The organism is Nitrospira sp., from assembly GCA_024998565.1.
Taxonomy (GTDB): Bacteria; Nitrospirota; Nitrospiria; order Nitrospirales; family Nitrospiraceae; genus Nitrospira_A.
Map to the genome: position 1 here is coordinate 1 of JACOEM010000018.1, position 21,574 is coordinate 21,574.

Annotated in this window: 24 protein-coding genes and 1 CRISPR repeat array; of the genes, 18 read left to right on the top strand and 6 right to left on the bottom strand. The window is 60.2% G+C overall.

What is annotated here, in order from left to right:
* Positions 1–19: 19 nt before the first annotated feature.
* A CRISPR array of direct repeats spans positions 20–231; the repeat unit is 29 nt; unit sequence GTGTTCCCCGCGCGAGTGGGGATGAACCG.
* Positions 232–296: 65 nt separating this feature from the next.
* Positions 297–446: a hypothetical protein gene (locus H8K11_19305; protein ID MCS6265898.1), complete on the bottom strand. Its 150-nt coding sequence runs from the start codon at positions 444–446 to the stop codon at positions 297–299.
* Between the two features lie 394 nt (positions 447–840).
* Here H8K11_19305 and H8K11_19310 point away from each other — a divergent pair, with 394 nt between their 5' ends.
* From H8K11_19310 to H8K11_19325, 4 genes are all read left to right on the top strand, one after another.
* Positions 841–1,875 (top strand): TIM44-like domain-containing protein, encoded by a 1,035-nt coding sequence (locus tag H8K11_19310; GenBank protein ID MCS6265899.1) that lies wholly within the window; start codon positions 841–843, stop codon positions 1,873–1,875.
* Between the two features lie 463 nt (positions 1,876–2,338).
* Positions 2,339–3,004: a glycosyltransferase gene (locus H8K11_19315; protein MCS6265900.1), complete on the top strand. Its 666-nt coding sequence runs from the start codon at positions 2,339–2,341 to the stop codon at positions 3,002–3,004.
* 240 nt (positions 3,005–3,244) lie between these two features.
* Positions 3,245–3,928 carry a response regulator transcription factor gene (locus tag H8K11_19320; GenBank protein ID MCS6265901.1) on the top strand — a complete coding sequence of 228 codons (684 nt, stop codon included), beginning with the start codon at positions 3,245–3,247 and terminating at the stop codon, positions 3,926–3,928.
* Positions 3,925–5,370, top strand: a complete 1,446-nt coding sequence (locus tag H8K11_19325; protein MCS6265902.1) for a HAMP domain-containing protein — start codon at positions 3,925–3,927, stop codon at positions 5,368–5,370. Before H8K11_19320 ends, H8K11_19325 begins: the two co-directional genes overlap by 4 nt.
* Before the next feature lie 5 nt (positions 5,371–5,375).
* Here the strand turns inward: H8K11_19325 and H8K11_19330 are convergent, their stop codons facing one another.
* Positions 5,376–5,546, bottom strand: coding sequence for a hypothetical protein (locus H8K11_19330; protein MCS6265903.1), 171 nt, complete (start codon positions 5,544–5,546; stop codon positions 5,376–5,378).
* Between the two features lie 431 nt (positions 5,547–5,977).
* Between H8K11_19330 and H8K11_19335 the strand changes: the two genes are divergently transcribed.
* Positions 5,978–6,145: a hypothetical protein gene (locus H8K11_19335; GenBank protein MCS6265904.1), complete on the top strand. Its 168-nt coding sequence runs from the start codon at positions 5,978–5,980 to the stop codon at positions 6,143–6,145.
* Between the two features lie 140 nt (positions 6,146–6,285).
* Here H8K11_19335 and H8K11_19340 read toward each other — a convergent pair whose 3' ends face one another.
* Complete coding sequence (locus H8K11_19340; GenBank protein MCS6265905.1) at positions 6,286–6,990, bottom strand: hypothetical protein; 705 nt, start codon at positions 6,988–6,990, stop codon at positions 6,286–6,288.
* Positions 6,991–7,241: 251 nt separating this feature from the next.
* Here H8K11_19340 and H8K11_19345 point away from each other — a divergent pair, with 251 nt between their 5' ends.
* Positions 7,242–8,510, top strand: coding sequence for a DUF445 domain-containing protein (locus H8K11_19345; protein ID MCS6265906.1), 1,269 nt, complete (start codon positions 7,242–7,244; stop codon positions 8,508–8,510).
* Positions 8,511–8,526: 16 nt separating this feature from the next.
* Here H8K11_19345 and H8K11_19350 read toward each other — a convergent pair whose 3' ends face one another.
* Genes H8K11_19350 through H8K11_19360 form a run of 3 tightly spaced genes read right to left on the bottom strand, consistent with a single transcriptional unit; the run spans position 8,527 to position 10,636 of the window.
* Positions 8,527–9,885 carry a dicarboxylate/amino acid:cation symporter gene (locus H8K11_19350; protein ID MCS6265907.1) on the bottom strand — a complete coding sequence of 453 codons (1,359 nt, stop codon included), beginning with the start codon at positions 9,883–9,885 and terminating at the stop codon, positions 8,527–8,529.
* A 57-nt stretch (positions 9,886–9,942) separates the two neighbouring features.
* The gene (locus H8K11_19355) at positions 9,943–10,332 is read right to left on the bottom strand and encodes a HEPN domain-containing protein (GenBank protein MCS6265908.1); all 390 of its coding nucleotides are present in this window, start codon (positions 10,330–10,332) and stop codon (positions 9,943–9,945) included.
* A complete protein-coding gene (locus H8K11_19360) occupies positions 10,319–10,636 on the bottom strand; it encodes a nucleotidyltransferase domain-containing protein (protein MCS6265909.1) in 318 nt (105 codons plus the stop codon). The genes H8K11_19355 and H8K11_19360 overlap by 14 nt, the downstream gene beginning before the upstream one ends.
* A gap of 191 nt (positions 10,637–10,827) precedes the next feature.
* On the opposite strand from H8K11_19360, the gene H8K11_19365 reads away from it, so the two are divergent.
* The 12 genes from H8K11_19365 to H8K11_19420 all read left to right on the top strand — a co-directional run.
* Positions 10,828–12,012, top strand: coding sequence for a YncE family protein (locus H8K11_19365; protein ID MCS6265910.1), 1,185 nt, complete (start codon positions 10,828–10,830; stop codon positions 12,010–12,012).
* A gap of 181 nt (positions 12,013–12,193) precedes the next feature.
* A complete protein-coding gene (gene moaC / locus H8K11_19370) occupies positions 12,194–12,691 on the top strand; it encodes a cyclic pyranopterin monophosphate synthase MoaC (protein MCS6265911.1) in 498 nt (165 codons plus the stop codon).
* Position 12,692: 1 nt separating this feature from the next.
* Positions 12,693–12,962: a MoaD/ThiS family protein gene (locus H8K11_19375; GenBank protein ID MCS6265912.1), complete on the top strand. Its 270-nt coding sequence runs from the start codon at positions 12,693–12,695 to the stop codon at positions 12,960–12,962.
* Positions 12,959–13,432, top strand: coding sequence for a molybdenum cofactor biosynthesis protein MoaE (locus H8K11_19380; protein ID MCS6265913.1), 474 nt, complete (start codon positions 12,959–12,961; stop codon positions 13,430–13,432). Before H8K11_19375 ends, H8K11_19380 begins: the two co-directional genes overlap by 4 nt.
* 49 nt (positions 13,433–13,481) lie before the next feature.
* On the top strand, positions 13,482–14,546 hold the full coding sequence (moaA, locus tag H8K11_19385) for a GTP 3',8-cyclase MoaA (GenBank protein ID MCS6265914.1): 1,065 nt from the start codon (positions 13,482–13,484) through the stop codon (positions 14,544–14,546).
* Between the two features lie 60 nt (positions 14,547–14,606).
* Entirely contained in the window at positions 14,607–15,314 is a 708-nt protein-coding gene (locus tag H8K11_19390; protein ID MCS6265915.1) for an urease accessory protein, read from the top strand.
* 191 nt (positions 15,315–15,505) lie between these two features.
* Positions 15,506–16,294: a 3',5'-cyclic-nucleotide phosphodiesterase gene (locus tag H8K11_19395; protein ID MCS6265916.1), complete on the top strand. Its 789-nt coding sequence runs from the start codon at positions 15,506–15,508 to the stop codon at positions 16,292–16,294.
* Positions 16,295–16,304: 10 nt separating this feature from the next.
* Entirely contained in the window at positions 16,305–17,141 is an 837-nt protein-coding gene (locus tag H8K11_19400) for an acetyl-CoA carboxylase carboxyltransferase subunit beta (GenBank protein MCS6265917.1), read from the top strand.
* A gap of 108 nt (positions 17,142–17,249) precedes the next feature.
* Positions 17,250–17,456 carry a hypothetical protein gene (locus H8K11_19405; protein MCS6265918.1) on the top strand — a complete coding sequence of 69 codons (207 nt, stop codon included), beginning with the start codon at positions 17,250–17,252 and terminating at the stop codon, positions 17,454–17,456.
* 19 nt (positions 17,457–17,475) lie between these two features.
* Complete coding sequence (locus H8K11_19410; protein ID MCS6265919.1) at positions 17,476–18,780, top strand: bifunctional folylpolyglutamate synthase/dihydrofolate synthase; 1,305 nt, start codon at positions 17,476–17,478, stop codon at positions 18,778–18,780.
* A 1-nt stretch (position 18,781) separates the two neighbouring features.
* Entirely contained in the window at positions 18,782–21,265 is a 2,484-nt protein-coding gene (locus H8K11_19415; GenBank protein ID MCS6265920.1) for an LPS-assembly protein LptD, read from the top strand.
* A gap of 78 nt (positions 21,266–21,343) precedes the next feature.
* A partial coding sequence (locus H8K11_19420) for a hypothetical protein (GenBank protein MCS6265921.1) occupies positions 21,344–21,574 on the top strand: 231 nt, incomplete at its 3' end.

Below are 21,574 nucleotides of genomic sequence, written 5' to 3' on the forward strand. Positions count from 1 at the left end.
TGCGAAGCTGGAAGAGGTGGTGTTCCCCGCGCGAGTGGGGATGAACCGATCGTATAGGGCTCGGTCGACTGGTCCGTGATGTGTTCCCCGCGCGAGTGGGGATGAACCGTAGCGGCTGAGGCTCAACACTGAGTAGGACGCGTGTTCCCCGCGCGAGTGGGGATGAACCGGCCCAGATGAGCCTTCACCGGGAGCGGTGGGAGTGTTCCCCGCGCGAGTGGGGATGAACTGGGAGTAGAGTCAGCGAGGGGAGTTGCTGCGGGGATGGTCGCCAATGCAACGACCAGGCGCATCCATCACGGCTCCGCTTCTTCGATGACTTCGACCGATTCTCTGAGAGCTGCGACGAACGCCTCCGGCGCGGCCAAGGCCTGTTCGGTCAGTTGGAATTCCGACACCAACACACCGTCTTTATCCACTACGATCAAACGATAGCCCTGTTTCACGATGACTCCTTTCAACGGGAGGCCTGACCTGTTTCCGGCGACGCAGAACCGGACGAGGGCGAGAGGTTATCTTACAAGGAAGCCGGTTGTGATGCGATGTGCCTGGCGTTGAGGACGGTAGCTCGGGGTGTGTGGACAATCGGCACGATGTCTTCAAGAAAAGATTGTGATGTGGCGCGCCTACTCTGAATTGGTGCCCTTCAGGCGGTTTAGAAAGGCCGTCCAGCAAGGCCGCAGCAATGCGAAGAGCTTGCGGTACGTTGAGTCTGTGAGCGATGCGAGAACGCCGCTGGCGGCCTTTCTCAACGGCCTGCTAGGTTTTCTTCCGGCATTGCTGTTAGGATAACCTCTCATTCCAGACTGATCTTGACGTTCAATAGAAAGGACGTATCGCTTGAATACAACTAAATTGATGGCTGCATGTCTTGTGTTGTCTCTCGTCGGCGTGCCGACGATTTCTTTTGCGAAGGCGCGAGGGGGATCAGGCGGAGGGTTCTCCAGTGGGCGCAGCGGTGGGTCATCCGGCAGCATGGGCAGCCGTGGCTCGCGTACCTATCAGGACAACGGCGCGAAGCCGATCGAACAATCCACGACCGCCAGGCAAGCCACGAGCCCGCCGCCTTCCGTCGCCGGCGGTCCGGCCTCGACGGCCAGGCCCACGCCTGCTGCGCAGCCCTCGTGGATTCAGCGCAATCCTCTGTTGGCGGGTATCGCCGGCGGTCTGGCCGGATCATGGATCGGTCATATGCTGTTCGGGGCGACCGACAGCAGCGCGCGAACGAACGAAGCGGGTGAACAGGTCGGGGAAACCGGTCAGGCCGGGGCCTCCGGTCCCAGCGGAATGCTTATTTTGCTGATGCTCATGGGCGCCGGGGCCCTGTTTTTCTATCTACGATCGCGTAAGCCTGCGGTGGCGCCTGATTTCTCAGGCATCACGCGGAGCAGTGCGGTGAGCGGCTCGCTCTTGGACGATTCGTCTGTGTCGACACTCCGAACCGCCACGATCGATAGCGAGATCACCTCAGCCGACAAGGCGGCCTTTCAGCAATCGCTGACCGATATCCAAACCGCCTGGGGCAAGCAGGATCTGTCCGCATTGCGCCGCCTCGTGACGCCGGAGATGCTGGAGTATTTCAGTACCGGATTGGCCGAACTGACCAGTCAGGATCAGGCGAACCGTGTGGAGGATGTGGTGCTGCTCCAGGCTGAAGTTCGGGAGTCGTGGGTTGAAAATACGGTGCAGTACGCGACGGTGAGCCTGCATTGGAGTGCCCGGGACTATACCGTGTCCCTGTCGAAGGCACCGGGCGATGCCGGGTATCTCATCGAGGGTAGTGCAGAGAAGCCGAGCGAGACGACGGAGGTCTGGACCTTTATGCGATATCAACACGGCAAGTGGTTGTTGTCTGCGATTCAGCAGGTCGCGTAAGACCCTGCCGAGCGGTCCCCGGTGGGGACCGCGTGAGATAGTTGGATTTGGATACGGGGGCGGTCACGCAGGTGGCGGCCCCCGTGTTGTTTTCGGTGAAGGACGGCACAGGCCGTCGAGCGGTGCCGTTTGCCCGAATGCCACGCAGCCCTTTCCTGAACGTCCCGACAAGCCGCCCCCTGCAGACTCGCTTGCTTGCGAGATGGCGCGACCGCTCCACGTCCCGGACATCGTGAGATTGCTTCATGATGACTTCACGGACTCTTCGCCGAATTTTCATGATCGCCGTTGTACCTTCTTGTTGAAACGTCGCGCGGGCGGCTGATTCGGCTGCCTGCACGGCTCCTTCAAACCATACATTCGCTACAGAGACCGTCGCTGCCCTGTCGATCGCTCGCTTGCGCCGCTGGACGCAAGCAAGAAGGGCACGTCTCTGACTGGACCGGACAAAGGGAACCACACCATGCGGATTGCGCACATCAGCCCGTTTCTGGAACAGGTGTCAGCCGAGAGTCAGGACCCGCAAGGCAGGATGATTTTCCATTTGACGAACCAGTTGACCCGGCTGGGACACGACGTGTCGGTGTTTGCCAGTGGGGACAGCAGAACAGCTTGTGAGGTCGTTCCCGTTGCGCCGCTCCCCATGCGAGCCTATCCTGCTCCGAAACGCCATCTTGCCGAGGCATTGGCCATGCTGGCATTGGAGAAAGCGTTCGCCACGCTGCCGTCGTTCGACCTCATCCATATTCACGCAGGATTGTCCTGTTTGCCGCTGATGCGTCGTAGCCCGATTCCGATCGTCTCGACCGTGTACGAGGCTCTGGATGCTCCTGAAGTGATCAGGGTCTATCGTGCATTTAAAGAGCTGGCCTTGATCGCCACGTCCGCAGAGCAACTCAACCAGGTGCCTGACTTGAATTGGCAAGCCGTCATTCCCTGCCTGGACATGTTGCAGTGGCAGAACGAACCGCAGGCCGTGGAAAAGATCGCGCGCGCGCACGAGACGGTCTACGAATGGAGTACGATCGGAATGGGTCTCCCCGAACGCGTCGCTCCTCATTTGCGTTTTGTCACGAGCGCGAAGGCCAACACCACTCACGAGCGCTCGATCGCCGCGTCGCCCTATTGATGACGGCGGGGCGATGAGCCGCTGAACTCTCATCGGTCCGCCAGTACCATCTGCGTTCCCGATTCCAGCTTCCAGGGGCCCGTTCACGCGTCCGAGCTTCTTCTCTTTCTCTCCCTCCTCGCTGATCGAATCGAGGCGGGCCAATGTATTAGTATGATGATGACGCTAGGCCCGGCCACGGGGACATCGCAGTCTACTGGTTTCTTCACCCTTCGATCGTTCGATGGAGCATGTATCGGTATGCGCATTCTTCTCGTCGAAGATGATGCTGATCTGGCGCAATTCATCCGGAAGGGCCTGAAGGAAGAACGCTATGCGGTGGATGTTGCGTCCAACGGCGAGCAGGGGTTCGAGCTCGGGATCGCGAATCCGTACGATCTCATCATCCTGGACATCATGCTGCCTGTGCTCGATGGCCTGTCACTCTGTCGTCGTCTGCGCAGCACAGGCGTGACGGCGCCCGTCTTGCTGTTGACTGCGCGCGATACGGTGCAGGACAAGGTCTCTGGCCTGGACCTGGGCGCCGATGACTATTTGACGAAGCCGTTTGCCTTTGCAGAACTCCTCGCGAGAGCGAGGGCCCTGTTGCGGCGGGGCGGGCCTCAACTGCAGGCCCGGCTGACGGCCGCCGACCTGGAGCTGGATCCGGCGACTCACCGGGTGTGCCGGGGCGGCAATGAAATCGCACTGACGAATAAGGAATACGCGCTGCTTGAGTTTCTCTTACGGAACAAGAATCGTGTGCTCACACGGACCGCCATCATCGAGCACGTGTGGGATATCAGTTACGACCCCATGACGAATATCGTGGATGCGCATATCCGGTCGTTGCGCGCGAAGATGGATCGCGACTTCTCCCCCGCGTTGATCACGACCGTGCGGGGGGCCGGTTATATGCTGGAAGATGAGGACACCGGACGGTGAATTCACTGGGACGTCTGATCCGCCGGACGGCGCTGATCCTGATGGGAGGGCTGCTCCTCGGTTTTTCGGCACTGATCTATGTCGGCGGCGACACGCTGCTGAGCCGCTATGTCGATGGGCGATTGCTTGAACTTGCGGAAACATTGGGCCGCATTATCGAACAGCGTCCGGATGTGATCCGCGGGGCCGGTGACGAACTGGTCGTCTTGGGGGAGAAAGGCCGCAGCCAGGAAGAACAACATGAACTCCGGGAAGCCGCGCATAGTGTCCGGATCTTGTCGATCGACGGACAGCTGCTGTGGAAGGGGTCCGATGTGGTTCCTCGGCCTCCCGTGTCGGCATCCCTCCTCGAACAGGTCAAGCAGGGCCAGACCGTCTTCGATATGGTGCAGCTGCGCGAGGGTTCCCCTGTGCGGCGCGTCTCGATTCCGGTGCCCAGGAGCGGCCAGGTCCGGTATATCTTGCAGGCAGAGGAGTCGCTTCACTTTTCGAAGGAAACGCTGAAGGGACTCGCGATCCTGCTGGCGCTCGGATCGGGCCTTGTCATCGTCGTGGCCTGGGCCGGCAGCGCATGGATCGCGCGAACGGTTCTGACGCCGATCGGTCTCTTGAGCCGGCGGGCGGAAACCATGTCGGAAGCGGACCTGGGCGAGCGATTATCCCTCGATTCTCCGTTTCAGGAGTTCCACCGGCTGACACACACCTTTAACGCCATGATGGACCGGTTCCAGAAGAGCTGCGAGAGCCAGCGCCGGTTTGTCGATTACGCCGCCCACGAAATGCAGACGCCGCTGACCGTGTTGCAGGGCAACCTGGAAGTCACGCTCCAAAAGGCACGATCCACGGACGAGTATCGCGAGGCGCTCATCGGGAATCTGGAACAGGTAGAGAAGCTGATCGCACTGGCCCGGTCGCTGCTCACGCTCACGAAGGTGACGGGCGATCGGCCTCCGGTGCACCTCGCCCCCGTCGAACTGGAACCCCTGCTTCAGGAGCTGATCATCGAGCTGAAGTTACTGGCCGATGACCGCCGGATCTCACTCGCCCTCGATGTGGTGCCCGTGCCCACGATTTCGGCGGATGCGCAGTGGTTGAAACAGGCGTTGATCAATCTGCTGGACAATAGTCTGAAGTATACGCCGCCCGGCGGTTCGGTCACGGTTCGTCTTCGCCGTTCCGATGGATCGGTTGAGATTGCGGTCAGGGACACAGGGCCCGGAATCGAGGCGGAACATGTGCCGTTCCTCTTCGATCGGTTCTATCGGGCGGACAAGGCCAGGGCACGGGAGTCCGGAGGGACAGGCTTAGGGCTGGCTATTGTCAAGGGTATCGTCGAGGCACACGGGGGGACGGTCTCCGTGGAGACTCAGCCTGGACAAGGGGCGGAGTTTACGATCCGCTTGCCCCTTGGTCGCGCTCCTGAAGGCCATCCAGTGACCTGATGCGCCTACCGTTTCTGCCGCCTCTTCGCCGGTCGCGTCACAGCCGTGTGCTCGGCCGACAGCAGGGTCTGCGCCTGTGTGATCGCATCCAGCAGGGCGTTTCGTTCCTTGTCCAGCTCTTGCACGTAGGGCACGCCGTTCACGAATTCTTCCGCTGCCGATATCAAGGTATGCATCGCCGCTGCCATTCCGTTCGGCGTAGAGGTCTGTGATGCCGCGGCCCTGCGTGACAGGGCGCTTCTCCTCCGAGGCCCGATATAGAGCTGCGGGGCTGTCGGGTTATCTTTTTCCAATTCCGGTCGTCTCGATCTCGCCATTATTCCTCCAGGTCATCAGACACCGATGCGTTACGGGTACACTCTACTCGATCCTTAGTGGCGATTGCATCGGGGTGAAAGACGAAGGGAAGGGCGAACCGAAGGACTCGGCAACCGGTTTACATCCACCGGACTGAAAACTGTCCAGGGATAAGACCTGGGTAGTCCAGGGGTTCATCCAGTCCCGAGAACTTGCCTCGCAGGGTAGAGATAGAACAGGAATGTGTGAAGGTGGAGGGTCGATCCAAGTGGAGACGGAGATGTCTGGATCAGGAAAGGAGGGAGTGACCATGCAGAAGCACATCGTACGTCCGGTTCATCGGAGCAAGACGCATCGGGCCGATGAGCGCAAACAGGAAGTCTGGCCCCTGTCGGCACGTGAGTTCATGAAACTGCCTGCCTCGGGGTTACTGTCTGCCGGCAAGCGACTCACATTCCTAGTGACGCGTGAGGCGTAAAACGTGAACCGTGGCCAGGGGGAAATAAGTGCGTATGGCTCATAGCGTGTAGCGTATAGCAAAGACGCCTGCTTCCGCTTGCCGGCCATAGGTTCTCTTCCGCGGACCGGAGATGAACGACGTTTCACGAACGAGGGACATCAGCCGGTACTATTTCCTTCCGGGCACGAGAGGCTCGGGCTGATCCGGCCGGCGTCCCATTTCCAAAAGAGACAAAAGTCGGTGCGGTGCGGCTCGTTAAAAATGTCCCGATAGCAGACTCGACCGTGAAAATAGATCGCGGATTTGCCGCCCTTGATCGCGTCGACCTCCGCCGCCGTGAGCGGACTTTCCCGCGCGATTCCCGGGCGCTTGGGCGTTCCGATGAACCATTTACCTGCCTTCGGATCCGGCGTGACGTGGCGACACTCATCGTTGACGAGCCGACGCGTCAGAGGATACTCCATCACAAGAATTCTTGAAAACGACCCGTTGTCATACGCGGGCGTCCTGCCGATATTGTGAAAGGTGTCGTGGACGCGAGGCACCAGGCCTTCCTCGATGGTACTGATTCCCCGAGGCCGCACGTCGATGTAGGCGCGCAATTGTCGTTTCGCCGCTTCTTGAACGATATAGTTTTCCCAACTGGGATAACCGGTCGCAAAGGCCGCAACAATTGCCGCGAATACCACGCTCCAGAAAATCGTCAGTTTCAGCCGGAATTGCTTGTTTTCGGACTCGGTGGCTACTTGGGATGGGGGCAGGTCTCGACTGTCGTCCCCTTGAGCCGGCAGGGCCGGGGCTTGTGGAGACGGACCGGACTGCTTTGCACCGACGGTCGGGTCTGGTTCATGTTGACTCGCCATGGAGTACTCCCCTTGGTGGTTCGTACCAGGAAGGCTCGTCACAACGCTCGCACGCGGAAAGCTGGTGCCGCCACTATAGGAAAGTGGACAGAATAAGGCAACAGTATGCAATTCGGAGCATGAAGCTCTCCCGGTTGCGCGAGTCGAACGCATGGTGTCATATGGACCAGGCGCGACCTGGTCGGTCCCGGCGCCGGTGTGGAGATGCGAGAACCTGATCGTCCTGTTCACGGTGAGAGAGGAGAAATGCTGTGAGTGCCTCAGATCAAACCCGGGCGACGAAGGCTGATGACTATCTTCGCATGCGTGCCTTGGCAACGGGGCTCCTGTTGTTCATGGCGCTGCTGTTTCTCGTAGCCCTGTTTCAACACGAGACGCATCCCTTGTTTGCATGGCTCCGGGCATTTGCCGAGGCCGCCATGGTGGGCGCACTCGCGGACTGGTATGCGGTGACGGCGTTATTCAGACATCCCCTCGGCGTGCCGATCCCGCACACGGCCATCATCCCCGGGAATACCGAGCGCATTGCCTCCAATATCGGCAGCCTCACCCAACGGAAGTTGGTCACGCCCGAGGGGATCGCCCGATTGGTCGGTTCCTGGCGCATCCCTGAAGAACTGATCGAGGCGCTCCTCGCCCCCGAACGCAGGCGTGCGCTGAGTGACGAATGCGCGCAGCTGCTCGTTCAGGCGCTGAACGCGTCGGAAGATGCGGCGATGCAGCGGATGCTGCGCGAGATTGCCACCAAGGTCATTCGTGGCGTGAGCGTCGCCCCCCTTGCCGGTCAGATGCTGGCCGGCTTTCTCGGGAGCCATCAGCGGGATCGCCTCCTGAACGATATCCTGTCCGCGGTGCTCGGGTATGTGGACGCCAACAGAGACGCGTTGGGCAGGACGGTGGCTGAAAAACTTCCCTGGTCGCGCGTGCTCAGTTTTGTGAAATTGGATTACTCCGTCTCACACAAAGTCCTGGATTCCGTCTACGACACCCTCTGCACGATGCGGGACGATCCGCACGATCCGATGCGGCGGAAGGCGATTGAGCGGCTCCACGAATTCTCTCAGTGGCTCATACATTCCGACGAGGCCTTACAGCGTGAGGCGTCTCTCAAAGAACAGCTGCTCGCGTACGACACGCTGTTGCAGTTCCTCGATGATTCATGGCACCAGCTCAAGCGATGGATGCTCGAGGATTTGAGTCGGGATCCGTCCGACATTCGGGTCTATCTTGATGCAGCCCTGGCCGATGTCGGGCGCACGTTACAGAAAGATGCCGCATTGCGCGCCATGTTGCATGATGGGGTGCAGGGGCTGGTCGAGGCACTTGCCACCAGACACAGCGACAAGATCGGGGAGTTGGTGGCCAACACGGTCAGGGCATGGTCTCCGGCTCAAATGGTGGAGACGATCGAACGGGAAGTCGGCAAGGACCTGCAGTACATTCGCATCAACGGGACGATCGTCGGAGGCCTGGTGGGATTGCTCCTGCATGCCCTGGCGCTGTTGATCGGAGGGCGGTAGATAGGGACTACGCTCTTCAGGATGCCTGTGCTTCTCCCGAATGCTGCGCGTCGGACGAGCGAGGAATTGGGGCCGGTTCGGCGACGGGCGTGACCTGTCCGGCATCGAGCAGGATGGCGACGAGCATATCGCTCATGACGTTCACGCCGGAGCGGGCGCGGGCGATGATCCAATCCACCGTCATGATGAGCGGAATGGCCGCGATGATGACATGGTCCGGCAGGCCCGCCGCGGCCAGCACCAGCGGCAGGACAATTAATCCGGCTTCGGGAATGCCCGCCACGCCGGCCCCCGCGATGATGGAGGCGAGCACGATCAGCACCTGTTTCACCATCGGCAGGTCGAAGCCCAGCGCCTGCGCGAGAAAGAGGGCGGCCATGGCTTCATAAAGGGTGATGCCGTCGTTGTTGAGGTTCGTCCCGACGCAGGCTGCGAGGCGCGACGATTGCGGCGAGACGTTCATGCGATGGAGGCACTGGAGCGTCACCGGCACGGTCGCGAGGCTGCTGTTGCAGGACACGGCGGTCAGGATGGCGTCGGCGCCCTGGCCCAGGTAGACCTTCGGCGACTTCTTTCCCACCAGCCAGGCGAGGAGCGGATAATAGATGAGCGCGTGGGCCGCGAGTCCTGCGAGCATGGCGACGAGGAAGATCCAGAGCACGGAAAAGACGCCGATGCCGGCCTTGCCCACGACCTGCGCGACGACGCCGAAAACGGCGAGCGGCACCACCAGGATGATCCATTCGAGTATCTGCACCAGCCAGACATAGACCCACTCGATGCCGCGCACGAGGGCGTTGACTAACCCGGTGGTTTGGTCCTTTTCGCTCCGGACCATCCGCAGGGTGGCGCCGAGCACCAGCGCGAGGAGGACAACGCCAATGATGTTGTTGCTCGAAAACGGGTCCGTGATGGTGCGGGGAATATAGGAGGCGAGGTACTCGATCGGGCTTTGAGACCCGGCCTGCACATTGGCCAGCACGGTTGCGGAGGGCTTGGTTCCCGGCACCAGTTGGAGCAGGGCATCGACGCGGCCCTGCCAGGCCAGGCCCGGCTGCCAGGTGTTCATGATCGCGAGGCCGATGGCCATGGCGACGGAGACGTTCACCAGGCAGATCAGCAGGAGTTTCCCCCCCTGACGCAGCGGAATGGTGGTGCGGATGAGCGCATCGAGGATCGCGAAAAAGATCAACGGAATGGCGAGTGTCTTGAGCAGGGTGACGACGAAGAGGCCGAGTTTGCCCAGCTGCGCATTGCGCAGACCGCCCCAATAGGGCTCCTGCCCGAAGATGGCGCCCAGCAGCCCGCCGCAGATCACGGCAATGAGCACTTGTGTATAGAGCGGCAGTGGGATCCAGCGATGCGTCGGCTTCATGTCGGTCTTACTCGAATGTGGAAGAATTCCTGGCGTATGAGAGCGTGTCTGTCAGGCCTATGGGAGGAGCAGAAGAATTTTCTCGCGGACCCGGTAGGCTGCGGCCACTACATCCCGCCCATCTTTCTCGGAGGGTTCGAACAGGTCGTCGGGATAACGAGCCGCGATACCGTAGGAGGTCAATTTTCGACAATCGGTTTCCAGTGCACTCAGATTGGCGTCATGCGCAACACATTGAGCAAGGAGTGCGACAAGGTCATGTGTCTTTAAAAGGCCGCTACCCTGATGGACAAGAAACGCTTTTAAGACCTTCTCTACGGCTTGTTGTGCATGAAAACAGATCGTATCCCAGGGGATTTCTTTTGCGGCGAGATTGTTTTCGATGTTCAAGAGATCGTGGTCAGCTTTGCGGAGCCATGCCAAGAAATTGGATTCAGCGCTGTTCATACAGCACCTTGCCCTCCTTCTCAATCACAGCCAGTAGTGTGCCTTTAACGTGACGAAGGCGGCGTACTTCCTCCGGCGTGTAGACGACAACATCCATCGGCCAGGAACGGAGTCCAAAGACCTCACTCACTTCGATCGCACGATCCGGGGGACGACGTGGCGTATCCATTTCAACGAACAGGTCCAGATCGCTGTCCGGACCGGCAGTGCCACGAGCATGACTCCCGAACACCATAATTCGCTTCGGATGAAAGCGTGCGACAATGGTCTTCGTGACATGGTCGAGTAAAGCAGCCTGTGTCATGACAACGATGGTCTCCCAGGCCTAGTCTAGCCAATTCATGTGCTGAACGCCAGTGACTTGCCGTCCCTGACATCCAAGCTCGTTGACGGAGCAGAAACCTCGCGAGGGATGGGGGCCGTTGCTCCCCGTTGCGGGGATTGTGTGAAAGGAGTATTTTCTTAAGCATTCCCACCTCACAGAAGGAGGCTATTATGAGACGCTTCCGACTCCTGTCCTTGACCCTCGGGCTGCTTCTTGCCTGTACATCGCCGGCTTTGTCGGAACTGCTGGCCCTGCTCAACTACGAGAGTAAACCGGACCAATCGGTCAGACGGGAAGGGATCGCGATTATGGACATCGATCCCGAGTCGTCGGACTTCGGGAAGGTCTTGATGGAGATTCCGCTTCCGTCGGACCTTGTCGCGCACCATATTTTCTTCAATCGCGACCGGACGAAAGCCTATATCACCGCGTTAGGCAAGAGTGTCCTCCACGTCGTGGACCTCACACGTTTTCCCTACCGGCTCCGCGCCATCGATGTGCCCGATTGCCAGGTGTTGGAAGATCTCGTGGTGTCGGAAGATAACCGGACCTGGTACCTGACCTGTATGGGGTCGAGCGCCGTCATCATGGGTGATGCCGTGAAGGACAAGCCGGTCAAGACCATCCGTACGCCGGACGGCGGGGGCGCGTCCGTGCTCTATCCGCACGGCATTGCGATTCACAACGGGATCGACCGTGTGCTGATTACGAGCACCGTGAAGCCAGACATGTCGGATGCGGGCGACTCGGTAACGATGTTGCAGGCGAGTACCGGTGCGGTGCTCTCGACGCACAAAGTGTCGTCCAAACCGTCACCGGCCAAGGCTGCCCCGGTCGAGGTGATGTTCGTGCCCTTTTCGAACCCGCCGGTGGTGCAGATCACGAACATGTTGGAGGGAACCTTGTGGACCGGCACCTGGGATGCGGCGAGCCAGTCGTTTTCGTTTCAGCAGGTGGACGATTATAGTATCCGGCGGCAGGGTATGCCGCTGGAGATGCTTTACAATGCGAAAGGGGATCGACTATTCGTCACGACGGCGAAGCCGGGATTTGTGAACCTGTACGACAATTCCGATCCCAGTCACCCGCGGTTTCTCCAGGCCATCCCCGCGGCTCAGGGCGCCCACCACAGTGTGCTGTCACCCGATGAACGCTACCTCTTTGTCCAAAACAGCCTGCTCAATCTGGAAGGGATGAGCGACGGGTCCATCACCGTGATTGATCTGGCCAAGGGCGGGACGGTGCTGGGGAGTATCGACACGTTGAAGGCGCAAGGATTCAACCCGAACTGCATTATGCTGCTGCCGAATCATTTCCGGCAGGCCGACTTGCGCGCAAGCCTCGTTGCAAAGTGAACGGGTGTGAGGGCTCCACGCAGGCACACGTGACGGCGAAGGCGGATGTTCAGTGCGAAATTGGAGGAAACTCCAACATTCTGGCGCCCGGCTACGCCCGCTTCCCTTCTTGACTCCCATTTTCACCGGCTCCTATAATTCGGCGGTTCACACGCGGCAACCAGCTGATTTGGCGTAGAGAATGGCCGAGTTTACGCATTTCAACGAGTCGGGGCGGGCACGGATGGTCGATGTCGGGGCGAAGGCCTCCACCGAGCGTCTCGCGACGGCGCAAGCCACGGTATTCCTTCAGCCCGAGACCCTTGAAAAGATTCAGCAGGGGAAGATTGCCAAGGGGGATGTGCTGGCCGTTGCCCAGGTCGCCGGGGTGATGGGGGCGAAGAAGACCCCGGATTTGATCCCCATGTGCCATCCCATCCTTCTGACCAGCGTCGATATTTCTTTTACCGAAACCGCTGAACCCGACCAGGAAGGGCGTTGCGCGATCACGATCACCGCCACGGCCAAGACCACCGGTCCGACCGGCGTGGAAATGGAAGCCATGACCGCCGCGTCGGTGGCCGCGTTGACGATCTACGATATGTGCAAGGCGGTGGACCGGGGGATGAGCTTCGGCGACATCTGCCTGCTGACGAAATCCGGCGGGAAGTCCGGTCTCTATACCAGGAAGGTCGGCTGAGATGGTCACGATCCAACTTTTCGGGATGACCAAGATGCTGGCCGGTAACCAAGGGACGCTGTCTCTGTCGCTGCACGACGGGAAACGGGTGAAGGACCTGGTGTCGGTGATCGATGCGGCCTATCCGAAGATCGGCGAGTTGTTGCAGAAGAAAAAGGTGCTGGTGTCGGTCAATCAAGAGATCGCACACGAGGACCTTGAAGTGAACGACGGAGATGAAATTGCGTTATTGCCACCCTTCGCGGGTGGAAATCATAGGAGCACGCGATGAGTCTTGAGCAGGTCACGAAAGCCGACCAGCCCGCGACCGACGACGAGGCGATGCTGGTTCGTGTGCAACGGGAAGATTTTTCAATCGACGAGGAACTGAAGCGGGTACGCCGGCGCTCCAAACGGATCGGCGGCATTGCCATGTTCCTGGGCACGGCCCGTGACCGCTCGAAGGGGAAGGATGTGGACGGCATCACCTTCGAGCATTACGAAGGCATGGCGCAGAAGAAACTCCGCGAGATTCGCGAGCGTGCCATCAAGGATTTCGGTGTGATCGAAGTGCTGGTCCTGCACCGGTACGGTGAGATCACGATCGGAGAGAACATTGTGTTGATCATCGCCGCGGCCGAGCATCGCGCCGAGGCCTTCCGTGCCTGCCAGTGGGCGATCGACGAACTGAAGCAAATTACGCCGATTTGGAAACTCGAGCACACCCCCGAAGGAGAGGTGTGGGTCGAGGAGCACCCGTAGCCCCGTCAGGGGCGAGCAGTCAGGGGAAGAGCCACGTTTTCGAGTGACTATGGACCACCACATGCTCGATACACCCGCTCCTACAATTTTCGACCGGCTAGGGCGTCCGCTCCGCAGTCTGCGCCTGTCTGTGACCGACCGCTGCAACCTTCGGTGCAAGTATTGTATGCCCGAAGACGACTATGCCTGGTTGCCGCGCGATACCATCCTGACCTTTGAGGAGATGGCCGAACTCACGGCGATTTTCACGGAGCTGGGGGTGGACAAGGTCCGGTTGACGGGCGGGGAGCCGTTGTTGCGTCGCGACCTCCCGCGGTTTGTCCGGCAGTTGTCGGAAAATCGACGGATTACGGAGATCGCCCTCACCAGCAACGGCGTGCTCATGGCGGATCAGGCTGCCGACCTGTCGTTTGCCGGGTTGAATCGCGTCACGATCAGCCTGGACACCCTGCGGGCCGACCGGTTCCGCACCTTGACCAAGCGCGATCTCCATCATCAGGTGTTCGACGGCATCAAGGCGGTGGTGCAGGCCGGCTTTCCCTCGCTGAAATTCGACACGGTCGTTATCAAAGGGTACAACGACGACGAACTCATCGATTTGATTGAATACGGAAAGACAGTGGGCGGCGAGGTCCGGTTCATCGAATACATGGATGTGGGAGGGGCCACGGACTGGTCCATGAATCAGGTACTTTCGCGGGCGGAGATGCTGGAGCGCATCGGCCGACACTACGGCGGGGTACAACCGATCGTCGAGAACAGTGTCGCGCCGGCGGAGCGGTTCCGATTGCCGGACGGCACCAGCTTCGGCATCATTCCGTCCACCACGACGCCCTTTTGCCGTTCCTGCGATCGGAGTCGCCTCACGGCGGACGGCATGTGGTATCTCTGTCTGTATGCGAAGGACGGCCTCGACCTGCGGGCGCCGTTGCGCCAGGGCCGCTCCCGCGACGAGATCAAATCGTTGATCACCGCTGCCTGGGAAGGGCGGGCGGATCGGGGTGCCGAAGAGCGCAAGGCTCTCGAAGCGCTCGGCCTGCGGGAACAACGACTCATCGAAATCAACCGTCTACGCGAAGATCCCCACCTGGAAATGCATGCGCGAGGGGGCTGACCGTCAGTTCATGCTGTTCCTGTTACCGGGGCAGTCGAGGCACTTCTCCCGGAGCAGCGGATGTTCGATCCTCATACCCTGACCATCTTGAGTCTCGGATTCGTGCTGGGGCTGCGTCATGCCCTGGACGCGGACCATCTTGCTGCGCTCTCCACGGTGTTGGCGGAGCGTCCGACGGTGCAGGCTTCCACGGCCATCGGGTTTTTTTGGGGGCTCGGGCACACGCTGATGTTGTTGTGTGTCGGGACCCTGCTGCTGGCCTTGAACCTCACAATTCCTGAAACCCTGGCCAGTCTGTTCGAGTTTGCCGTCGGGGTGATGCTGGTGGTGCTCGGCCTCTCGCTGGCGCTCCGGATCTACCGGGAGCAATGGCACCTCCATACGCATGAACACGATGGGCAGCCGCACGTGCATCTACATAGCCACCATCTGCAGCCGGATCACGCGCACGGACATTGGTATCAGGGATCGCTACGGCCGCTCTTGATCGGGATGGCTCATGGACTGGCAGGATCGGCGGCGCTGATGTTGATCGTGCTCTCAACGGTGACGGGGATCGGCCAGGGCATCGGCTATATCGTGGTGTTCGGCGTGGGGTCTATTCTCGGCATGGTCGGCGTCGGGGCGATACTGAGTCTGCCGGTGGTCTATTCTGTCACGGTTGGTCCGCGCGCCTATTGGATGGTGCAGGGCTTGGCTTGTCTGGCAAGTATTGGCTTGGGATTGTTGATGATGGTCCGGATCGGGCTGGGCAGCGGTTGGTCCTAAGTGCCTGCATGATGCGCTCATGGACAGAGTCACTCCCGCCCATATCACGTGAGGTCTTCCCAGAACGGGCCGTGCAAATCTGTGTGCGCCTTTTCGAGAGGTATGCTATTCTGCCGCGCAGTGCGGAGGACTCATCCACAAGCTTCTGAGGGAGCGCCGGGGTTCGAGGGACGTTCCGGGAATCCAGGGCCATGAATGTCCGCGTGCTGGGCTGTCATGGGTCCGGTCAGTTGGTTCCGGGGGCGAACGGGCCGATTCAGTGCGGTACCTGCGGATTCCTGGTCAATGACCAGTTGCTCGTGGATGCCGGCACGATCGGGTCGCGCCTGTTCCTCAATGAGCAACGGCGGATTCGGGTGGTCCTGCTGACCCATCTGCACTTCGATCATATTCGTGAATTGCCGACGCTGGCCGATAACCTGGTCGGTGAGATCGATGAGCCGGTGGTCATTGCGGCCATTCCCGAAGTGTTGGACGGGCTACGCGCGCATATTTTTAACGGAACGGTGTACCCTGATTTCTTCCGGCTGCCCGATCCCGCCAGGCCGGTGTTCGTCCCTTACGAGTTGCGAGCGGGACGAGAGGATCTGCTGTGCGGGATGGGCGTGACGCCGATTCGCGTCAACCATGTCGTGCCGACCGTGGGATTTCTCCTTCGCGAAGGGGCGCACAGGGTGCTCTATAGCGGTGATACGTATCAAACGGACGCGCTCTGGCAGGTGGCGAAGGAAGTCACCGGGTTGCGGGCGGCGTTTATCGAGAGTTCGTTTCCCAATGAGATGGATGAGTTGGCGCGTGTGGCGAAACACCTGACTCCGGCGCTGCTGGCACAGGAATTTGCCAAGATGGCGAGGCCGGAGTTGCCGGTATACGCCTACCATCTCAAACCGCGGTTTCGCGACCAGATCCGGCAGGAGCTCGGGCAACTGGGTATTCTTCATTTGACCGCGCTTGAAGAGGGGCAAACCCTTGTACTATAGGTGACCACAGATGGCATGGTTTAAAAAAGGCAAAACCGAGGAGGCCGAGCCCCCTAAACGCTCCAAAGTGGCGGAGGGGATGTGGCTCAAGTGTAATCACTGCCGGGAGATCGTGTATCGCAAGGAAGTAGACCGCAACAACAAGGTCTGTCCGAAGTGCGACTATCATTTTCCCATTTCGGTGATCGAACGCATCAATCTCCTGGTCGATCTCGGGACCTTCAAGGAGTGGGATGCCGAGCTGGAACCGCAAGACCCGCTCCAGTTTCAGGATACCCGCACGTACAAAGACCGGATCAAGGCGCAGCAGGAAAAGACCGGCCGTAAAGACGCCATGGTCATCGGCCAGGGGGCGATCAATGGGCGCAAGGTGGCGCTGTGCGTCTTCGATTTCGGGTTCATGGGCGGCAGTATGGGGTCGGTCGTCGGTGAAAAGATCTGCCGCGCCGTCGATCGGGCCTTGGAAGGGCGCATGCCGTTGATCCTCGTGACGGCCTCGGGCGGCGCCCGCATGCAGGAGGGCATCCTGTCGCTCATGCAGATGGCGAAGACGTCCGCAGCGGTGGCGAAGTTGGGAGAGGCGAAGGTGCCGTTCATCTCCATCTTGGCGGACCCGACGTTCGGCGGAGTGACCGCGAGCATTGCGATGCTGGGAGACGTCATTATTGCCGAGCCGAAGGCGCTGATCGGGTTTGCCGGTCCGCGCGTCATCGAGCAGACCATCAAACAGCAATTGCCGGATCAGTTTCAGCGGGCCGAGTTCTTGCTGGATCACGGCATGATCGACATGATCGTCGAACGGAAACAGTTGAAGGAAGCGGTGAGCACGCTGGTCGGCCACTTCTAGCAGGATGCGGAAAACGTCCGCCAGTGGCGTTCTCGCGTCGCTCAGAGGCTCACCGTACGACACGGGACACGAGCCTGTCTTGGCAGGCTCGTGGGTGGGCGGGTACGAATGAACGATTCGCCTCTAGGACACTGGGCGCTCACCGACTCGCGCCCGTTCGCAGACGTGACGCTCATTACTCTTCGCGTCGCGGACCTCGCTGCGGCCTTGCTGGACGACCTTTTTGCGCATCCTGCTGGTAATTCCAATTCCAGCATGCTACGTGACTTGATCGCGCTGTCTGTTGCAAAAGTGGATTTTCCCGCAGTCTTCTAGCGCAGGCGAGTTCGCACGAATGACCACGATGACCTATTCCGCCACCGTCCAATTTCTCTACGGCCTCCAGCAGCACGGCATCAAGTTGGGACTGGAGACGATTCGTGCCCTGCTTACCAGAGTGGGGGAGCCGCATCGTTGTTATCCGGTGCTCCACATCGGCGGGACGAACGGGAAAGGTTCTACCGCGGCGATGACTGCGGCCATCTTGCAGGCTGCCGGATATCGGGTCGGGCTCTACACGTCGCCGCATCTGATCGACTTCCGTGAACGTATCCGTGTCAACGGTGTGATGATTCCGGAGGAGACGGTCGGCAGACTGGTCGAGACCTTACGGGGTGCCGCTGCGCCTGATCTTGCCCCCACGTTTTTTGAGTTCACGACGGCGCTGGCGTTCCAGTATTTTGCGGACTGCCGGGCGGATGTGGCGGTGCTCGAAGTGGGGTTGGGCGGACGTTTCGACGCCACCAATGTGGTAGAGCCGCTGGCCTGCGCCATTACGACGATCGGCTTGGACCATGAGGCCTACCTCGGGTCCACGTTGGAGGCGATCGCGTTCGAGAAGGCAGGCATTGTGAAACCAGCCGTGCCGGTCGTGCTCGGTCGCATCGAATCTTCGACTCGCCTGGGCATTGAACAGCGCGCGTCGGAGGTGAAGGCTCCCGTCTATTGTTTGGAGCGCGAGTTTCAGTGTGACGGCCCTTCAACGGCTGATTGCCGGTATGTCGGCAGGTCTTCGCACTACGATCATCTCTCCTGCCCGCTCCAGGGACGGTTTCAACTGGACAATATCGCCTGCGCCCTGGCCTTGATCGAACTCGCCCGCGAGCGCGGGCTTACCGTGTCTGAGACGGCGGTGCGCAGTGGATTACAGCATGTTGCCTGGGAAGGCCGGTTGGAAACGGTCGCCGAGTTGCCGACAGTCATGGTGGACGGGGCGCACAATCCCGCTGCTGCCGCTGTGCTGGCCGGGTACCTCGCCGATTGGCGGCGTGGCCGGCCCGGAGCGCGGATCAGGCTGATCGTCGGAATGATGCGCGACAAACATCCACGCGAATTTCTTGCGCCGTTGTTGTCCCAGGTAGATACGTTGATCCTGACACAGGCGGATCTGCCGCGTGCATCCACTGGCTCCGAATTGCGCACGCTGCTGCAAGACTGTGCGCCGTCCGCCCAGGTGGCGGCCACGCCAGCCGATGCGCTGACTGCCGCGAAGCAATCCGCCGCTCCGTCCGATCTGATTTGTGTCACGGGCTCCTTGATGCTGGTCGGCGAGATCAAGGCCCTCCTCCGAGGGTGTTCCCTCTCACCTGTTCGTGGTTGAGATGGGGCCAGACCGCTACTCGGCTTCCATACGGCAACGGACGGCTGGTTGTCCGTTCCCGGTTGTCTTCCTGACTCTCCTGCTCAGTGTGTTCCTGCTGGTCGAATCCGTCTCGGCGCAATCAACGGTGACCACCGCCTCACCGAGCAACCAGCCTCTCACCGTGACGGCTGAACGCATCGACCACCTACAGGAGCAGGAGGTGTACGAGGCGGACGGGTCGGTGGTGGTGACGCAAGGCTCGTTTCGTCTCACGGCCGATCATGTCACGATCAATTCGCTGCCGGGTACCTTAGTGGCGACCGGGCATGTGCATTTCTTCGACCCGAGTTCCGATCTGAAGTCGGAGCGGCTGGAGTTGAACGTGAATACCGAAGCCGGAGTCATCACCCATGGGTCGATGTATGTCCGGCCGAGCAACTCGTTTTTTACCGGTCGCAGCATCCGCAGGTTGTCCGAGGATCACTATCGCATCAAAGAGGGGACGTTCACGAATTGTGACGCCAAAGACGGCGAAGTGCCGGCGTGGCGATTCAAGTTCGACGATCTCGATGTGAACACGGGCGAAAGTATCGGGATGAAGCGGGCGTGGCTCTGCATGCGGGATACGCCCATTATCCCGGTGCCGACCCTCACCTATCCGCTCAGTAATCGTCACAGCGGGTTCCTCATTCCCACGCCCGGCTACGACAACCGCTTCGGGCTGCACTACCAGCAGGGCTATTTCTGGGCCATTAACCCCAGCCAGGACCTGACGATCGCACCTTCGTATTATTCGGATCTCGGGTACGGAAGCGATTTTACCTATCGCTATTATTTGGACCGGCGGTCGAGCGGGCAGTGGTTTGCCAGCTTTCTGCAGCAGACGAAGCTGCCGAATGTGTCGGGCGTCGATCAGACCGCCTCGGATGAGCGGCGCTTGCGAGGCTTGATCAGCGGCCAGCATGTCCAACAGGTCACGGACACACTGCTGGTACGAGGCCAGGCGTCGTTTGTGTCGGATCGGCAGTATCTCCAACAGTTGAGCAATTCAGGAGCCCAGCGGGCCTCTCCCAGCGGCGAATCCACATTGCTGGCGACGCAACGCCTGCCCTACGGCAGCGCTTATTTTCTGGGCCAGTACCTCCAGCCGTTGAACTCCGGCGGTCCCGACACGTTCCAACGCCTGCCGGAGGTCGGCTATGTGTTGCCGAATACGTCGGCGTTCGGGCTGCCGCTGCTCATGAACCTCGACAGTAACTTTGTGAATTTTTATCGCGAGCAGGGATTCGCGGTGAATCGCATGGATTTTATGCCCGGCGTCACCACTGATGTGATCGATGTCGGGCATGTGATCGGGTTGACGCCGCATTTTAAATTCAAGGAAGTTTATTATACGCGCGGCATTCAGGAGGCCAGTCCTCTCCACCGCGAGACGTTTTGGGCGGCCATGGATGCCTCCTCCCGGCTGAGCCGCCGGTATACCGGGGGGGATGGCGGGAGTTTCCTGCACACGATCGAACCCAGTGTGATGTATGAATACGTGCCGGGGAGCAACCAGTCTCAGATCGCCCAGATCGATCAAGTCGACGACATCCCGAAGAAGAACCTCCTGACCTATTCACTCCGGACCAAGTTGCTCGAACAGCAGGTGAACGGCCAATCGTTCAATTGGCTCGACCTGACCCTGGCGCAGAGTTATCACGTGGGCGGGGTGCAGACCCGCGCGCGGGAGTTTGCTCCCGGGGTGTTACCGTTTCTGGGATCTCTCACGCAGCCCTTGCAGCCGGCGACGGTGGAGGTGCAGGGGCGAAAACTGTCCGACTTGTGGCTACGGGCTGTGATCGGGAATACCGCCCCGGAATTCTTTCGTCCACCCGGTGTCAACGAAGCGCTCGGAAAGAATGTGACCGGCGGACAGATGTTGCCGCCGACGAATTCCTATCTGACGGTCGATGCCTTTCTCGATCCCTACCGGGGGACGTTCAGCCAGTGGAATACCGATCTTCGCGTGCAGCAATCCAACTACTGGTACGTGGAGGTCGGGCAACGGTTCAGTCGTGACGGCAACCGGGTCCGGCGCGGCGATATTTGGAACCCGGTCTCGTTCAATGAGGTCTATGCTCCCACCGAGGAGATCCAGTTCGTCACCGCCGGCGGTGGATTCCGAACACCCTGGGGCTGGACCGTCGGCGCCAAGGGCTATTACGATGTCAAAGGCGGACGCAGTCCGGAATACGATGTGGTCGCCTTGTATCAGAATCCGTGCAAGTGCTGGTCGCTCGGGTTGTACTATCTGCAGTTCCCGGACCGCCAGAGTTACTCCTTCATGCTGAGCATGACCGGCATCGGCTGGACAGAGAACTTCGGCACGATTGTGGCGCGCACGATTTTGGGTCCATTGCTGGTCGGGGATCGCGGCTTGCCCTGGGCAGCGCCGGGTGGCCCCTATGGACGAACCCTGAATCCGATGCCGGTGCAGTCGATGCCGATGGGTCGGTATTGAGCCGCAAAGTCTCGCCTGACGGGTCGAAATTAGACGGCCCGAAGCGCGATGCGGAGACGGCGAGGGAGGCGCATCCTCATGCGACGAAACCAGCTCTTCCTGTTGATCGGGGTATGCTTGTGGAGCGCGGTGCAGGGGGCGGTCCCGGCTCAGTTGGAGGCGGCGGAGCAGCCATCGCATCTTCAACGCGCCGCGGTGTTTCTCAAAGCCGCTGACTACCGTCAGGCGGTCGAGGCCTGTCAGGCGGCGGTGCGGGAGACACCCTCGGCTCGAACCTATGTCTTTCTGACGTATGTGTATCACGCGCTT